The sequence below is a fragment of the Litoribacterium kuwaitense genome (assembly GCF_011058155.1).
Taxonomy (GTDB): domain Bacteria; phylum Bacillota; class Bacilli; order Bacillales; family DSM-28697; genus Litoribacterium; species Litoribacterium kuwaitense.
In genome coordinates this window covers 1-16,827 of the sequence record NZ_JAALFC010000054.1, presented here as the reverse complement: position 1 = coordinate 16,827, position 16,827 = coordinate 1, and the positions used below count along the sequence as shown (strand labels likewise).

Here is a 16,827-nt window from a genome sequence, read left to right as displayed (position 1 = left end):
AAAAAATTTAGGTATACAGATTATGGATGTCCCTGGAGCTGGGGCTGCTGGGGGATTAGGGGCAGGGCTTAAAGCATTTTGCGGCGCAGACATCCAATCTGGAATCGATAAGATCATCGAAATCATTGATATTGAAAAATATTTGCTAAATACGGATTTAGTCATCACTGGTGAGGGGAGGATGGATTCTCAATCCGTTCAAGGGAAAGCTCCAATCGGTGTTTCAAAAATAGCAAAGAAACATCATATCCCTGTCATTGCCATTGTAGGGTGTGAAGGTGAGCGCATTCATGAGGTTTACCACAATGGTATTGATTTAGTCATTGACATCATTAATGAACCAATGGACATAGACACTGCAATGGGAAGCGTGGCGCTTTTAACAGAGAATGCAGGCGAAAAAGCAATTCGGTCTTATTTGTTAAGAGAGGTTAAGTATGGAGTGAAGGAGGAAACCAGCATATGAGTCGAACAAATAAAGTTCTGTTCATTATATTTAATAGTGTTTATTTTTTCTTCAATTGGATTTTAATCCCATATATGCCTAATCCATTGATCTTTGGTTGGATGCCTTTACAGATGTTTTTAATGTTCTCCACACCGTTAATCGCCGCATTTGTCTGGTGGCTATATTATCATCATTTTTTCAAAGCGCAAACGAATGTGAAGTATCAACAATAAAATAAACAGATTGTGGGGGGTGAAGGCATGGGTGTCGATCAACTGATTGTTGTTGGAATATTGTTGTATTCGGGCGTACTCGTATATCACGGATTTCGATCCTTTAAAGAAACGAGTAAGTCTTCAGAATCATTCTTTACTGCCGATCGAGGCGTGAATCCATTTGTATTATTAGCGACGACAGCAATTTCTGTATTCTCAGCATTAGCATTTTATGGTGCTCCTGCTGCACTATACCGAGACGGCATCGGCTTTTTCGCAAATACTGGAGGGATGGTGGCAGGACTACTTTTTGTTGTCATTGGTTATCGGATCTGGATCTTAGGAAAGGAATACGGGTTCCTGACACCTGTTGATTACCTTCGATCAAGATACGATTCAGAAGGGTACGGATTGTTGGTAGCAATTGTATTGATACTATTTATTCTTCCATATGTAGCTATGCAGCTTATTGCCATTGGTGATGCGGTTTCCGTTACGACTCATGGATTCATGAGTTATCTTCCTGCGGTGGCGCTCGCGACGATTGTCGTTTCTTTACATATTATTGGCGGCGGGATGAAGTCTGTTGCTTGGATGGATGCTTTTCACTTTGTTTTAGGAATCGGCACGCTTATTGTGTTAGTCACTTACTTAACCTTAACGTATTTTCCTAATGGTGGTTTGGCGGAAGCAGTTAATATCATTATGGATGATCCAGAGCTTGCCCCATTATTATCTCACCCTGGGCCAAATGGAACATTTAATTGGCAAGGTTCATTATCCACTGTATTAACAGCTGCCGTTGCTACGGTGGTTTGGCCGCATATTTTCATGAGAATGTATGTGACGGCAAATAAAGAGACATTCAAAATGATGTCATGGGCATTACCGATTTCTTATCTGTTTGTCTATTTTTTCATCGTCATCATTGGAACGATACTGGCTCCAGCCATTTTAGGGTCGGGTGTTACAAATACAGACAGTATCGTCTCGATATTATCTACAGATTACGCACCACCTATTATTTCCTTCTTGTCACTTTTATGTTTATTTGCTTTTGGCGTATCGACGGCAGACTCACTTCTGTTATCCGCCAGCGCGATGGGATCACGAGATATTTTCGTTCATCACGCTTTTGAGTTAAAAGGGAAAAGCGTGGACCCACAAAGAGTCGTTACTTTCGGAAGAATTTTACTCGTTATTTTAATGGTGCTCATTTTAATCATTGTCGCAAGCAGACCTGCCTATATTGTCGATTATGCGTATAGTTTATCTTCACCTTTCTTTGCGCAAATCTTGCCAGCAACAGTGTTTGGACTGTTCTGGAAAAGAGGAACAAAAGAGGCTGCATATACGGGGACAATCTTAGGTTTAATCGTGACGACAGTCTTTACTTTCTTTATTCCAGCGCCATTAGGTTTTTCAGCATTAGTGTGGGCGTTGCTCGCCAATACGGTTTCCTATGTAGCTGTGAGTTATGTAACGAAAGCACCTGCTCATGTCATTGACCGGTACATTACGAGAATCGATTCTATCATTTATTCAGGGACGGCAGTAAACAATTCTGTCGATCATGCATTGTCTTCACTTAATGAACGAAAGGATTTTAAAGGATGAATAATAATGTACCATTCAACGTTTATGGGATTGGAATTAACCATCCGAGAGATTGGCAAATCATTGTGAATCCAAATAAAACGTTCACGTTTAATGAAGGTTTTGTAAAAATCGATCACATGACAAAAGGAAAGACAGCAGCAGCGTCTTTAGCAATTCGGTGGGCAATGATGAAGGACGATATAGCAGTTGACGATTACGTATTAGAATTAGAAAAAGAATTTAAAAAGAATGAAAAGAAAAGTCGTAATAAAGAACGGTATCGCCTAGTCGATAAAACAAAGATACATCTAAATGGAAACGACGCTTTTATCTTAGAAAATGAGTGCATCTCGAACCATAGCCTCTATCGGATGTTCGGTAAAGACGAACGGCTCACTGTATTACAATGTATGTTCTATTCTCAAGAAACGAAGAGGATGATTGTTGCATCCATTACAACACATGGAAAAGTTTTAATAAAAGACAAAGACTTCTACTTGCAAATCTTACATTCATTGCATGAAACGCTAACGGATTCATCTGTAAAAAGCCAGCAAACTAAAATCAGCTAAACAACACAAATGAATGGGTATAGGAGGTGTCAGCTTGATTTCAGGTAATGACTTTTGGAGCTCACTGGTGCAAGAAAAAACGACAGCATTGTCATTAGGCAATGGAACGTGTACGACTTTTAAGGGGATGAAAAGTAACATGTACAACGTTCTTCATGATCATGTAGCTCATTCTCCTGACAAAGTCGGTGTAGTAGATGACTGTGGCACTTCTTATACCTATAAGGAATTGCTCTATTTGACGGATCGTTTAGCAGCACACTTATATGGCCGTCATAACGTGACAAAAGGAAAGCATATCGGCGTACTACTGTTTAATTCAGTAGAATTTGTCATTTCCTTTCTTGCTGCGCAAAAGCTTGGGGCAATTATGATCCCCTATCCAGTGAAATACAAAGAGCCGGAAATAAGGTCACTTATTGAAAAAAGTGACTGTGATCTGGTCATTGCTGATAGACAATTTGCTTCTTGGTTGGAAAATGATCAAAAGAAGATTCCGATCATTGTGAGTCATCCGCACGGGGACTGCGGCTACGGCTTGGCACATTTGGATGTTGAAAAGCAGCGAATACTACCACAAAGCAATGTGTCGTTAGAAGATCCCGCGATCATTATGTTTACTTCGGGGACGACATCAGAGAGTAAAGGTGCTGTCATCCGAAATATCAATATTCAACACGCGATCCATGCGTACAGACACACGCTTGAGATCGACGAGCACGATTCCACGATTTTAGCGATACCGATGTATAATGTCACCGGCTTAATCGCTACGCTCTCTTTATTTTTACTAACGAAAGGTAAAGTTTATCTGCAAAGAATTTTTAAAGTAGATCGGCTGTTAGAAGAACTTAAAAAGTATAACATTACTTTTTATCATGCTTCACCTACCATCTTTACACTCATGCTAAATAATAAATATAAATATTCTCAACTGCCTTATTTGAAAACTCTGGCATGTGGAAGTGGCAATATGCCTATTCATAAGATCAAAGAATTAAAACGATGGTTACCAAAAATGTCCTTTAGAACGATATATGGTTTAACAGAAACTACGTCGCCAGCAACGATCTTCCCTCAGGATGCTTCTGAGAGTCAATGGATTGGTTCATCTGGACATCCTATTCCAGGAATGGATGTCAAAATCGTCGACCATGAAGGAAATGATAACGGTTTTGATCAAATTGGAGAAATTTACGTGAAAGGCCCAAATGTCATTCGTGAATATTACCAGCAAAAAACAAACCTCTTTACAAAAGATCATTGGTTAAAAACAGGAGATATTGGCTACATCAGTCAAGCAGGGTATTTGTTTATTAAAGACCGAATGAAAGACATGATCAACAGGGGTGGCGAAAAAATTTTCAGCTATGAAGTTGAAAACGCGATCTATCAAATCGAGGGCATTCGTGAAGTAGCTGTCATCGGGATTTCACATGATGTTTATGGTGAGATTCCCATTGCAATGCTTTCCTTAAAAAAAGGTTATCAAATGAATGGAACACAAATAAAAAGAGCACTAAAATATCAATTGGCTAGTTATAAAATTCCAGAAGACTACTACATCGTCAAGGACATATGTAAAACACCTAATGGAAAAATAGATAAAAAGAAGCTCAGAATCATAGTTGAGCAGGGAGGGGGAACAGAGTGAGCAATCCATTTATAACGGTTGATGAAATTCCTAGACTTATTAACGACGGCGATACAATTACAACAGTAGGAATGACACTTGCTAGTGCTGCAGAAACTATCTTAAAGAAAATTGAGCGTAGCTTTTTGGAAGATGGTCACCCTAGAGATTTAACCTTAGTTCACTCGGCAGGCCAAAGCGATCGACAAAACGGCATTCAGCACTTTGCTCATGAAGGCTTAGTAACCAAACTGATCGGGTCCCACTGGGGGCTGCAACCAAAATGGATGGACATGATTACTAATAATAAAGTAGACGCTTATTGCCTGCCACAAGGGCAAATTGCTCAGCTCTATCGGTCGATGGCGTGCGGTCTTCCTGGGAAAATGAGTAAAGTTGGTTTAGGTACCTTCATTGACCCAAGAGTGGAAGGTGGAAAAATGAATGAGCGGACAAGGGAACTAGAGGACATCTCTGAAATCATGGAATACGACAATGAAGAATATATGTTCTATAAAAAAATTCCTTTAGATGTTTGTATCATTCGTGGAACAACCGCAGATGAGATGGGCAATATTTCAATGGAAGAAGAAGCGATGAAACTAGAAGTGTTGCCAGCCGTACTAGCGACGAAGCGGTTTGGTGGTAAGGTGATCGTGCAAGTAAAGCGCACTGCGAAAGCAGGAAGCCTTCACCCGAAAAGCGTTGTCGTACCGGGCGTGTTTGTAGATGCAATTGTCATTTGTGAAGACCCTATTCATGATCATAGGCAAACATCGTCATGGTATTATGATCCCTCTTATTCTGGTGACCTAAGAGCACCATCTAGTTCAGTTCAACCACTAGATTTAAACATTCGGAAATTTATAGGCCGCAGAGCAATGTTGGAAATACAAAAAGGCGACGTCATTAATTTAGGTACAGGCATTCCCAATGATGTCATAGGCAATATCGCAAATGAAGAAAACGTTTCCGATCAATGTATGATCACAGTTGAATCAGGAATCTATGGCGGTGTTCAGGCGGGTGGGGTCGATTTTGGCATTGGCCAGAATGTGTATGCAATGATCTCCCACGATCAACAAATGGATTATTATAACGGTGCTGGTGTCGATGTTACGTTTATGGGCGCAGGTGAACTTGATCGTGAAGGGAACGTCAATGCGACGAAAATGGGCCATTTATGTACAGGCGCTGGTGGCTTCATTGACATTACGCAAAACGCTAAAAAAGTTGTGTTTTGTGCCACATTTAGCACGGGCGGCACTAAAGTCAGCTTTGAAAACAATCAAGTCCATATAGAACAACATGGCACAATAAAGAAAATGGTTTCGACAGTCTCACAGATTTCGTTTAACGGCAAATTGGCAAGAGAAAAAGGACAGGAAGTCTATTTTGTTACAGAAAGAGCGGTTTTCAAGCTAGTGAAAGAAGGTGTCATGCTGATAGAAATTGCCCCTGGGGTCGATTTGGAAGAAGATATTTTAGACCAGATGGCGTTTCGCCCCCTCATCAGTGAAGACGTAAAATTAATGGATACAAGACTTTTCTCTGAAGGGAAATTTGGGCTTAAGGACATGATTTTATAAGCAAAGGCTGAGGATGATGAAGCAAATCAATAAAACTGCAGTGATTGGTGCTGGTTTAATGGGCACTGGAATTACGCAAGTGTTGGCTGAGGCTGACATAGGTGAGAAAATTTAGTTCTAACCAAAGTAGGGCTTAGGAGGATTACAGATGGGACGACTATCCAAGAAAATCGCAGTAGTGACAGGTGCCGCCAGAGGCTTAGGAAGAGGCATTGCCGAAAAGCTATGCCAAGAAGGGGCGCACGTGATCATTGTCGACCTTAATGAAGAAGAGTGCCAGAAAGTTGTTGCCGAGTTTACAGAACAAGACTACCAAGCAAGCGCCTTCCCAGCAAATATAGCTGACCATGATGAAGTGAGTCAATTATTTACAGGGCTCATTCAAGAGTTTGGAACCATCGATATTTTAGTCAACAATGCCGGAATTAATCGAGATGTTACTCTCCATAAAATGTCGATCGAGCAATGGCGGCAAGTCATCGACGTTAACCTGACAGGGACATTTCATTGTACACAGGAAGCAATTAAGATCATGCGCGAGAAGCAATACGGCAGAGTCATTTCTATTTCATCAGCGAGCTGGCTAGGCAACTTCGGACAGGCGAATTATGCTGCCTCAAAAGCTGGGGTGGTCGGACTAACAAAAACAGCCGCGAGAGAAAACGCGACAAAAGGCATTACTTGTAATGCGATTTGCCCTGGGTTTATTGACACAGATATGACTAGAGGCGTTCCAGACAAAGTATGGGATCAAATGGTTGCCAAAATTCCAATGGGACGAGCGGGAAGCCCTTCGGATGTTGGCAACGTCGTCGCATTCTTGGCGTCAGATGAAGCATCGTATGTAACAGGAGAAGTCATTAACGTTGGCGGTGGCATGGTTCTTTAGTATTTAACTAAAAAAAGAAATGAGGTTTAAGCATTGGATCATTTAAAAGAAGTCGTTCTTGTCGCAGGTGCTAGAACACCAATCGGCGCGTTCGGCGGAGGCTTAAAAGATGTACACCCCACTGACCTAGCCGCTTATGCTGTCAAAGCAGCGCTGCAAAGATCAGACGTATCCCCAGAACTTGTCGACGAATTAATTGTAGGAAATGTTGGACAAATTGCTGAAAACGGGTTTATTGGCAGAGTCGTTTCACTAAAAGCAGGATTGCCTGAAGAAACGACTGCTTATTCGGTGAACAGACAATGTGGATCAGGCTTACAATCACTCGTGGACGGCATGCTAGAAATTCAAACAGGGAATGCGGATGTTGTTGTCGCTTGTGGAACAGAGAACATGTCCCAATTGCCGTATTATGATAAAGGCGCTCGCTTCGGTTATAAAATGGGGCATGGGGTGAAAGAGGACGGTTTATTGACAATGCTCACCTGGCCTGAAGGTCCATATCATAACGGCGTAACCGCCGAAAACGTTGCCGAAAAATATAACGTTTCCCGATCTGAACAAGATGAATTTTCTCTAGAGAGCCAAAGAAAAGCGATACAGGCCATAAAAGAAGGCCGCTTTAAACAACAAATTGTCCCCATCGAAGTCAAAGATAAAAAAGGGAACATTCACGTTATTGACACCGATGAGCACCCCCGTGAAGGATTAACGATCGAAAAACTAGCAAAAATGAAACCAGCGTTTAAGGAGGAGGGCACAGTCACCGCCGCGAACGCCTCAGGCATCAACGACGGCGCCGCGGCAATAGTACTAATGTCTAAAGAAAAAGCCGAAGAATTAGGAATCAAGCCAAAGTTAATAATGAAGGGCTACGCAGTCGCCGGAAATAGCCCTGATGTTATGGGTTATGCGCCAAAAATGTCTACTGAACTGCTGGCGCAAAAACTAAATGTCAACTTGAAAGACGTAGACATCTTTGAGATTAACGAAGCATTCGCATCCCAAGCTTATGCAGTCAGGCGCGACCTAGGCATCGATGAAGACAAAGTCAACGTGAACGGTGGCGCGATCAGCCTTGGTCATCCTGTAGGCGCAACAGGCACGATTTTAACTGTGAAACTCATGTACGAAATGGAGCGGGCAAATCTGAAGAGCGGTATCGTGACCATGTGCATAGGCGGAGGACAAGGCATTTCCGCTTTGTTTGAAAGATAGGAAAGAAAAGAATAAACAACGAACTGAATGAACTCAGTGTCGTTGTTTATTTGTTTAGTGTAGCAAGTCACTTCATCATAGCTAATTCTAAAGGAGTAAATTAACATGGTATGTCATGGAGATAGGTATGGTATAAGGCGAACTGCTAAAAGGAGCAGGAAAACCACGCAACCCTGCAAGTGAGAAAATTATAGAGCAGCATCCATTTGTTTTTTTCGAAATTGACTAGGGGTCATGCCGACTTCCTTTTTGAATTTTCTACTGAAATTAGCCACATCAACATAGCCTATTTGCTTGACGATGTCTTTAATTGGAGCAGAGGTGTGTACTAAAAGTCGCTTGCATTCTTTCATTCTCAGATCCCAAATAATTTGCGTGAATGTATACCCTGTTTGCTCTTTAATGAAGCGACTGGCATACGGAACAGATAAATTTAAATAGTCCGCTAGTTTTTCTAAGCTTAATTCTGGATTAGCAAATTCTTTTTGCAAGTAATCCATTAACTGGTGGTTTAGCTGATTTAACTGTTTGCGCTTTTTTTGATTCACTTCTTTACATATGAAGATGGCGACATGATCAAGTGCCTCGGACAATTCGTCAAGTGACTGGGATTTAAAAAGCTCTTTAATATCAGTCACATCGTATAGGAGATTTTTTTCAGCAATGACTTTTAACATCGTATTGATTAAATCGTATGTCATTGCTTTCGTCATATAAATCGAAGCTCTAATAGAGACGGTGTAATGTAAAATCTCATTGATTGTCTCGCTTGCAACGATATAATCCCCTTGTTTTAAACTTTGCGAAAGCTTGACTTGCAAGTTCAGGGGAAACCAAGTGTTGGTATTGGTTTGCTGGACAATTTGTTCAAAGTAAATACAGCTTCCTTGATTGGTGATCAGCGCATATTCCGTTGCAGCCGTTGCCTCGACAAAAGAGCGGTTCACTTTGCCTAATTCTGTATAAACCTGCCCAACGCCGATGGAAAAACCGCCATCGTTTTCGTCGATCATATCCTCTAATTGTTCAACGATACCACTCACAAAATGGCGTTGATCCGCTTCATTTTCTATATTCACAATCAGACTGAAACCGTTATCGTCTGGAAGGTCTAAGCCATATCCAATACAATTTTCGAATGTGAATTTTTTTAATGTCGTATATAAAGGTTTTTGTTCTAAGGATAGAGAAGCGTCGTCTTCTTGTTTGGTAATAAGTATGACAAATACATACCTTTTATTAAATACGACACCAATATCAGACAACATCTCGATTAAATCGGTTCTATTTTCCCCATGACCTCTTAATAGCTGTAACAATAGTTGGTCTCTTACATAAGGCGCTTGATGTTCTACTTTTAGATGCAGCTTCTCACTCCGGTCTGACATGTACAAAATCGATTCACGGAGGCTGGTAAGTTCATCTTTAGGATGTCGAGCTAAATGATTGGCATCAATCACTTGTCTTGTTTTTAAGAGATTTACTAGATTTTGTAAAGGCTTATATTGTCGACTGCTCACGATTGTTATCATGGTGATTCCTATCAATGCGATTGCAACTAAAATGTACAGAATGGTTTGTTGTAAAGCATTCAATTTCCCGAAAAATTGTTTTGTCGGCATAGCGGAAATAAAGGTCCAGCCTGTTATATCTGAACGTATATGGGTAATGGAGTAATTTTCACCTGCGATTTTTTGATGAATGACTTCTTCTTGACCCTCATCAGCCAATTGTTTTATTTCCGCCGCAGTAACTGGCAAGCGATTTTTAGACGCCGTAATCAATTGACCACTGGGATCGAAAATATAATTAGCGCCGCTGAAATCCCCCAAAACATGCTGCACTAGATGTTGATAGGATTTTTCCTTCATTAAAAAAACGACTTTTCTTCCGGTCGAAGACTTGCTTCCTTTTGCTATTGGATAAATGTAAGAAACGATCTGTTCGTCAGCTGATGAAAGTGGGTGCTTTACAAAGACGGGTGCGTTGCTTTCCTGAACAGCATATTTTAAATCGTTCGCTTCTTTTTTGTTTAAGCCAAATGATCTTTGTGCATATGTATCAAAGGTCGCTGTACCGCTCGACGTATAAATATATGGAAGGTTATCCATATATAAAATAAACCGTTAATACTAGAATTGTTCGTATCGTATGAAATTAATTGCTGAATGGCTAGTTTGCTTTCATAAGGTCGCCTAAGCATAAAAGCAGACATATTACGATCAATCGCAATACTCGTAGCGATGCTTTTCATATCCTTAATTCTAGTATCTGAAATATCTTTTACTTGTTCCAGTTTGCTCATGTTGGAGGCAACAATTTCTTTTTTGATAATTTTAGTCGCTTCGTTATAAACAAAAAAGCTAATGGTGATAAATGGAATGAAAAAGATCATTGCATAAGAAAAGAAATATTTGTAAAACAAACGTGTCTTTTCACCATTCTTTAGTCGCATTTTATGCCCCCCCTCTCCATGCGCACAGCTCTGAATCTTACCTTGCTGCTCCCACTATAGCGTATATTGTTCAACGATCCATTTAGAACAATCATTTTTAACAAAGAATTTAGATCGGCTTTACAAATGACTTATAAATTATTCAATATTCAGAACTTTATGCGTGTCCACTGAATTATACATCGATTTAACATATATATCAATCCAAGCCAAATGTTTTTTTCATGAAGTCTGGAAATCTATCAGATTGAAATGTGCACATCATTATGTAGAAATTATGAATTTAAGGTGTAAGTGAAAGGTGGTCCTGGCGCCTTTTACAGTTAGTATTTGCATTAAAAAACGCCAATTGGTAGTTAAAAACGACATATCGTATAAATCCACATATATGTCATTTTCATGTCGTGTGATAAAAATGAAATGAGCTTGCTATTTAAATGTGAAAGGGTGATCGCCATTTTAACCAAATCAAAAAAGAGATCCTTATCTATATGATCGGAGGGAACAGGTAAGCGATTCACTTGGCAATCCTTAGCGTTGTTTATACCTATTAAATGCGAATAGCTATAGCTAGCTTAATAAAGATCGATATCGTTTTTGAAAAATTTTTAGATCAGCCAACAAATGCCAAAACCAATTGGCTCGTTTTCTGGAACAGGTAGGGGAACCAAGGGAGAATGTTCACTTAGAAACCATAAAGGGGGAGTAAATGATGAAAGGGAAGCTATTGATCATTGCCATCATATCTGCAATGATGCTAGTCGCTTGTAACAGTAATGAAGCAAATCAAGAGGCAGAAGCAAAGAAGTCAGCAGAAAATGTTAGTAAAACAGGCATGCCCATAGTGGAAGAACCAATTACACTAAATTTCTTTGCCAATAAATCACCGAATACAGCTGACGATTGGAATGATGTACTACTTTACAATGAGTACGAAAAAATGACGAACATCGATATCGAATGGGAGATGGTACCTGCGCAAGGAATGGCGGAAAAACGGAACCTTGCTTTAGCGAGTGGGTCACTACCGGATGCATTTCATTCTACGAGCATATCGTTTGGTGATTTACAAAAATACGGAAAACAAGGCACATTTGTTCCTTTAAATGACCTGATTGACAATTATGCGCCAAACTTGAAGAAAATATTTACAGAGTATCCCGAAATCAAAAAATCGATTACGATGCCAGATGGAAATATCTATGCGTTTCCGTATTTATTTGAACCAGAATTTACTTCAGTCCTTATCGGGGCAAGGCCGTGGATTAGAGAAGATTGGTTAAAAGCATTGGATATGGAAATGCCAGAAACCGTCGATGAGTTCTACCAGTACTTAAAAGCAGTGAAGGAAACGGATCTCAACGGCAATAACAAAGCAGATGAAATTCCTTTTGGAGGCACGTCGATAGATCGAATCGTTGCTTGGTTAAATGGAGCATATGGGCTGCAAAACAGAGGGGCAAGACATGCTTATGTTGATGTTGATCCAAGTAGCAACGAATTGCGTTTCATTCCTACATCCGATGAATATAAGGAAATGCTGCAATTTATCAGTCAGCTGTATCAAGAAGGCTTGATTGAAGAAAATATATTTACCATTGAAAACAATCAATTTTTAGCTAATGGCTCTAACGGGTTGTATGGCAGTACTGTATACCATAGCCCAGATATGCTTTTTGGAGAGATTGGTGAAAAGTATACCGGTGCCCATGCTTTAGAGGGACCATTCGGTGATAAGTCTTATGCTCGCATTACGTCACCTGTAATGCGGCCAGGTGCTTTTGTCATAACAAGTGCAAATGAGCATCCAGAAGCCACGGTTCGTTGGGTAGATCACTTTTACGGAGAAGAAGGTGCTAAGTTATTCTTCATGGGTATTGAAGGAAAAACCTTTGAAGAAAAAGAGGATGGCTCGTTGGACTATGTGGATGAAATTAAAGATAACCCTGACGGATTAACTTTTGAACAGGCGATCGCTGAATATTTGACGTTCCCAGGCGGCTTTTACCCTGCTCTCGTTAAAGAGTCCTATTTCAACGGTTCAGAAAACACGGAGATGTCTCAGGAAGCTGTCAAAAAGTTAGAGCCCCATATCATAGAAGAGATTTGGCCAGAGTTTATTTTTACAGAAGAAGAAAACAGAGTGCTCGACAGTAAAGGAAGCGATATACACAAGTTTATTCCTGAAATGAGAGATAAGTTTATTGTTGGGGACATCCCATTTTCAGAATGGGACAACTACGTACAGACTTTAGAAGAAATGGGCTTAGAAGAGTATATGGATATTCAAGAAGCAGCTTATAAGCGCTTAAAAGATGCCTAATTTGCCCACTTTTTGATTGTCATCGTGAGAAATATAAGGACGGAGAAATACGACTTCTTCTCCGTCCATATTTTTTGGAAAAAGGGGAATGTTGGATGGCACAAACGGTAAATCAGACGGTAAAGAGTCCACGTTTAAAAACAACGTGGAAAAGTATGAAGAAAAATTGGCAACTGTATTTACTATTATCGCCGGCGCTGCTCTTTTTTATGATCTTTCATTATGTACCGATGTATGGCATTCAAATTGCCTTTAAAGATTTTTACGCCAACATGGGGATTATGGGCAGTCCTTGGATCGGTTTTGCCCATTTCGAACGATTTTTTGACTCCTATTACTTTTGGAGGCTGTTAAAAAATACAATTTTAATTAATTTATATCAATTACTCTTATTTCCACTGCCGATCATTTTTGCGTTAATGCTTAACGAATTGAAAAACAGTGCCTTTAAAAAATGGGCACAGACGCTTACATACGCGCCACATTTTATTTCAGTCGTCGTTGTCGTAGGAATGGTGGTTGCTTTTTTAGACCCAATTACAGGGATTGTTAATCTAGCTATTAAAGGTTTGGGCGGAGAATCGATACCATTTCTTACAAGTCCAGATTGGTTTCGTCATGTCTACGTATGGTCTGGCGAGTGGCAATCGTTAGGCTGGGGGACGATTATCTATTTAGCAGCGCTTGCTGGTGTGAACCCCGAGCTTCACGAGGCGGCTAAAGTCGATGGAGCGACAACCTTTCAACGAATTTGGCACATCAATATTCCATCAATACTGCCTACGGTTGTCATTTTGTTTATTTTGAATATTGGGAAATTTATGTCTGTCGGCTTTGAAAAGGTATTGCTGATGCAGAACTCCTTAAATGCGGAGACATCAGATATTATCCAGACCTTTGTCTATGAAACAGGATTACTGGAAGGACAATACAGCTTTGCAGCAGCGGTCGGGCTCTTTGATTCTGTGATAAATATCATTCTACTCGTATTCGTCAATTACTTGGCTCGAAAAGTGAGTGATCACAGCTTGTGGTAGACGAAGCGCTGTAAATCAGCTTCTAAAAGAAAACAGAGATGATTTCTCAGGTCCAATATTACACAGTCAACATTCATCTTCTTTTAAAAAAGTGCTAAGCGTAGGTGTCTTTGCTTACAAGCGAAGCGTTAGAGAAGGGAGCGGAGTGACTGACTGCGCCAATGATCACTCTTATCTCTTATTGTGTAAAGGAAAAGAAGAATCAAAGTATATGGCTTCCAAAAGAGATATAAACCTAAAGACTGGACCGATCGTGATAACAGAATGCTGCGCGCAAAACTGAATGATCGATGCACAGATGTCTTGCGACCGACAGAGCTTTCTCACGAAATTTAATGCGAAAACATTCTACTGGATAAGCTTTTACTAATATTTTTTGAGGAGGGAAACCATGATGAACAAGCGCAGCCTTTCAGAAAAGGCGTTCGATCGATTAAACGTATTTTTTGTAATAATGATCGTCATCGTCATCACATACCCGGTAATTTTTGTGATGAGCGCTTCAATCAGCGATCCGAATGCTGTGAATACAGGGAGAATGTGGCTGTGGCCTGTCGATATTACTTTTGAGGGATTCAAAAAAGTATTTCAGAACGAAGCGATCTGGAGAGGGTATTATAATACGGTTATTTATACATTAGTTGGAACGGCTATTCACTTAATGCTCTTATTACCCGCTGCTTTTGCACTTTCTCGTAAAGATTTAAAAGGCAAGAAGCTCTTACTATGGTTTATTTTATTTACGATGTTGTTTAATGGGGGGCTTATTCCTACCTACCTTGTCATTAAATCATTAGGTATGCTTGATACCATTTGGTCCATCGTAATTCCGGGAGGTGTCGGGGCATGGTCTATACTCGTTGCGCGGGCATTCTTTCAACAAAGTGTTCCGGACCAGTTAGTTGAAGCGGGGAAGATCGATGGTGCGTCGGATCTGTTTATTTTTTTCCGAATTGCTCTTCCGCTTTCAGCTCCCCTCATTGCAGTTATGGCTTTATTTCACGGTGTAAGCATGTGGAATCAATACTTTGGTGCTCTCATTTATCTTTCTGACGAGAGTAAATATCCGCTTCAGCTGATATTACGAGAAATTTTAATTATTAATGAAATCGATGGCGATGGGACAATGGAAGGCGCAGTGACCGAATCACTCGTTGAACAAGTGAAAACCGCTGACCTAGTGAAGTATGCTGTCATGATCGTATCAGCCCTTCCATTGTTAATCATTTACCCATTTTTACAGAAATACTTTGTGAAAGGCACCTTGATTGGTTCTGTGAAAGAATAACAGGTGAACATCCCGGCGATTCTTAAAGAGCAGTCAGCTATAGTCAGAATTCATAGTGTAGACAAAGACCTTCTAGGCTTTTTCTACACTCTTTTAAATAAAGGTTAGAACCTCACCGCTATTTTAAGTCTGATTTGAAATCGTTTGTCTAAACTTATTGCGTCAGCTTAGTAGCTCTTCCATTTTACGCTACCCCAATTTCTTATCTAATGCCGAGGCACGCCACTTCTCAATCCGATTTTTGATCCAATGGATATCATGACAAGTGATACGGTACTGGTCAGCTTCGATGAGCGCATCCTTCGTGTAACTTGAAGTTGTAATAAACCGCGCCAGCATACAGCCGTGATTTCTCTTCGCAGAGTTTAACTCTCTGATGTCTTTCACGGTAATTTGATTGCCTGAGCGAAGATAGTGCTTGATTTGAATTGCTTCCTTTGCTTGATGGTGTCGGTTGTAAATCACCAGATCCACCCCGCCATCAGCCCCATCTGCAGTCTCCTGTGGTTTATAGCCTCTCGCTTTAAAATAGAGATAGCAAAGCCGCTCAAATTCTCTCCAAGACAGGTCTTCTAAAGGTAACTTCATAAGTTCCTGATCACTTAATAAACGATTACTGTATTTGAATAATGTCAGTATAGAAGAGATAGATGAATGAGGCAGTAGAATGGCGGTAGAAGGGACAAAAATGGCGGTGAGCGGGACAGGAAGGAAAAGAGCGTTGAGGAAAGTGACGGGGAAAGTCAAGGCAAACCACATTCGTTCATGGCACATCGATAAGCGTGAAGTGCCAAAACACAAACACTTCATGTCACACGAACTACGAACGTTTATCTTTTTCAAGCAATTCAATAATACGATCTAATTTCTTTTCAGCGTTAGCAGCTTGCTGCCTTTTTATCGAGGCATTAATCATTAATCTCCGACAAATAACGTCAACGAAACAAAGAACAAAATAATGAGGGCGATGAAAATGAGCTGAAAAATGATATCTGTGTACGCGATAGCGAAGAGTTGAAAGAAAGCCTCCATATCAAAAGTCCTCCTCATCGTTTGGTATAAGTGTTTATTAAATGCAGTATCGATGTGTAGAACCATGGCGCATGACCGATGCCCTGCGATTGTACAAACCATCTATTGAAAATTGTGAACAACAGCAATTGAAGAGGCAAAGCCTTCTTGGCACCCAGATTTATCATACCTTGGGGGTGTTTGAGAACTTCATTCTTTAAATGAAATGTTTCTTGACAAACCATTTGACCAGACATAAGAGATCCATTAAAGGGTATCGAGCAAAGTAAACGATTTTTAATGTCAATGGCTTGACATTTTTCAGATAAATTTGTATATTCATTTTAGTTGCTTTGTGCAAACGGTAATACATAACCTTCCCCTTTTTGATATATACCCAGTTATCAGAGTTAATTTCATAAGTCCCTTTTTAAAAAAGTGTAGAGTAGTCCCTTGGTGTTTTACATGTTTTTTAAAATATATCGTGCTTTAATTCACGCTGCCTTGGACATTTGTTCCGCTTTCATCTTTTTAATTCGATCTGTGGCCA

The 16,827-nt window shown here is 40.2% G+C and carries 16 protein-coding genes and 1 pseudogene; 13 read left to right on the top strand and 4 right to left on the bottom strand.

From position 1 onward, the window contains the following. From G4V62_RS17495 to G4V62_RS17455, 9 genes are all read left to right on the top strand, one after another. A partial coding sequence (locus tag G4V62_RS17495) for a glycerate kinase (RefSeq protein ID WP_165204712.1) occupies positions 1–466 on the top strand: 466 nt, incomplete at its 5' end. After that, the gene (locus G4V62_RS17490; RefSeq protein ID WP_165204711.1) at positions 463–681 is read left to right on the top strand and encodes a hypothetical protein; all 219 of its coding nucleotides are present in this window, start codon (positions 463–465) and stop codon (positions 679–681) included. The genes G4V62_RS17495 and G4V62_RS17490, both read left to right, overlap by 4 nt. A gap of 27 nt (positions 682–708) precedes the next feature. Next, entirely contained in the window at positions 709–2,280 is a 1,572-nt protein-coding gene (locus G4V62_RS17485) for a sodium:solute symporter family protein (protein ID WP_165204710.1), read from the top strand. After that, positions 2,277–2,834, top strand: a complete 558-nt coding sequence (locus G4V62_RS17480; RefSeq protein ID WP_165204709.1) for a hypothetical protein — start codon at positions 2,277–2,279, stop codon at positions 2,832–2,834. Before G4V62_RS17485 ends, G4V62_RS17480 begins: the two co-directional genes overlap by 4 nt. A 34-nt stretch (positions 2,835–2,868) precedes the next feature. Next, the gene (locus G4V62_RS17475; protein ID WP_165204708.1) at positions 2,869–4,488 is read left to right on the top strand and encodes a class I adenylate-forming enzyme family protein; all 1,620 of its coding nucleotides are present in this window, start codon (positions 2,869–2,871) and stop codon (positions 4,486–4,488) included. After that, positions 4,485–6,056: an acyl CoA:acetate/3-ketoacid CoA transferase gene (locus G4V62_RS20710; protein ID WP_165204706.1), complete on the top strand. Its 1,572-nt coding sequence runs from the start codon at positions 4,485–4,487 to the stop codon at positions 6,054–6,056. Before G4V62_RS17475 ends, G4V62_RS20710 begins: the two co-directional genes overlap by 4 nt. Before the next feature lie 16 nt (positions 6,057–6,072). Then, the gene (locus G4V62_RS17465) at positions 6,073–6,171 is read left to right on the top strand and encodes a 3-hydroxyacyl-CoA dehydrogenase NAD-binding domain-containing protein (RefSeq protein WP_165204704.1); all 99 of its coding nucleotides are present in this window, start codon (positions 6,073–6,075) and stop codon (positions 6,169–6,171) included. Positions 6,172–6,204: 33 nt separating this feature from the next. Next, the gene (fabG, locus tag G4V62_RS17460) at positions 6,205–6,945 is read left to right on the top strand and encodes a 3-oxoacyl-ACP reductase FabG (RefSeq protein ID WP_165204702.1); all 741 of its coding nucleotides are present in this window, start codon (positions 6,205–6,207) and stop codon (positions 6,943–6,945) included. A gap of 33 nt (positions 6,946–6,978) precedes the next feature. Continuing rightward, a complete protein-coding gene (locus tag G4V62_RS17455; protein ID WP_165204700.1) occupies positions 6,979–8,163 on the top strand; it encodes a thiolase family protein in 1,185 nt (394 codons plus the stop codon). Between the two features lie 188 nt (positions 8,164–8,351). Here the strand turns inward: G4V62_RS17455 and G4V62_RS17450 are convergent, their stop codons facing one another. Then, positions 8,352–10,034 carry a helix-turn-helix domain-containing protein gene (locus tag G4V62_RS17450; protein WP_165204698.1) on the bottom strand — a complete coding sequence of 561 codons (1,683 nt, stop codon included), beginning with the start codon at positions 10,032–10,034 and terminating at the stop codon, positions 8,352–8,354. A gap of 161 nt (positions 10,035–10,195) precedes the next feature. Further along, complete coding sequence (locus G4V62_RS17445) at positions 10,196–10,618, bottom strand: hypothetical protein (RefSeq protein ID WP_165204696.1); 423 nt, start codon at positions 10,616–10,618, stop codon at positions 10,196–10,198. Between the two features lie 712 nt (positions 10,619–11,330). Between G4V62_RS17445 and G4V62_RS17440 the strand changes: the two genes are divergently transcribed. The 3 genes from G4V62_RS17440 to G4V62_RS17430 all read left to right on the top strand — a co-directional run bounded on the left by G4V62_RS17440 (position 11,331) and on the right by G4V62_RS17430 (position 15,266). Next, positions 11,331–12,941 carry an extracellular solute-binding protein gene (locus tag G4V62_RS17440; protein WP_165204694.1) on the top strand — a complete coding sequence of 537 codons (1,611 nt, stop codon included), beginning with the start codon at positions 11,331–11,333 and terminating at the stop codon, positions 12,939–12,941. A gap of 95 nt (positions 12,942–13,036) precedes the next feature. After that, positions 13,037–13,978: an ABC transporter permease gene (locus G4V62_RS17435; protein WP_165204692.1), complete on the top strand. Its 942-nt coding sequence runs from the start codon at positions 13,037–13,039 to the stop codon at positions 13,976–13,978. Between the two features lie 394 nt (positions 13,979–14,372). Next, a complete protein-coding gene (locus tag G4V62_RS17430) occupies positions 14,373–15,266 on the top strand; it encodes a carbohydrate ABC transporter permease (RefSeq protein ID WP_165204690.1) in 894 nt (297 codons plus the stop codon). Positions 15,267–15,455: 189 nt separating this feature from the next. Here G4V62_RS17430 and G4V62_RS20100 read toward each other — a convergent pair whose 3' ends face one another. After that, positions 15,456–15,854 (bottom strand): restriction endonuclease, encoded by a 399-nt coding sequence (locus tag G4V62_RS20100; protein WP_246218514.1) that lies wholly within the window; start codon positions 15,852–15,854, stop codon positions 15,456–15,458. A gap of 79 nt (positions 15,855–15,933) precedes the next feature. Here G4V62_RS20100 and G4V62_RS20095 point away from each other — a divergent pair, with 79 nt between their 5' ends. Further along, positions 15,934–16,131 carry a hypothetical protein gene (locus G4V62_RS20095; protein ID WP_246218515.1) on the top strand — a complete coding sequence of 66 codons (198 nt, stop codon included), beginning with the start codon at positions 15,934–15,936 and terminating at the stop codon, positions 16,129–16,131. Here G4V62_RS20095 and G4V62_RS17420 read toward each other — a convergent pair. Continuing rightward, positions 16,087–16,298 (bottom strand): annotated as a pseudogene (locus G4V62_RS17420) (DUF4083 domain-containing protein). The gene G4V62_RS20095 and the pseudogene G4V62_RS17420 sit on opposite strands and share 45 nt — an antisense overlap. Between the last annotated feature and the right edge of the window lie 529 nt (positions 16,299–16,827).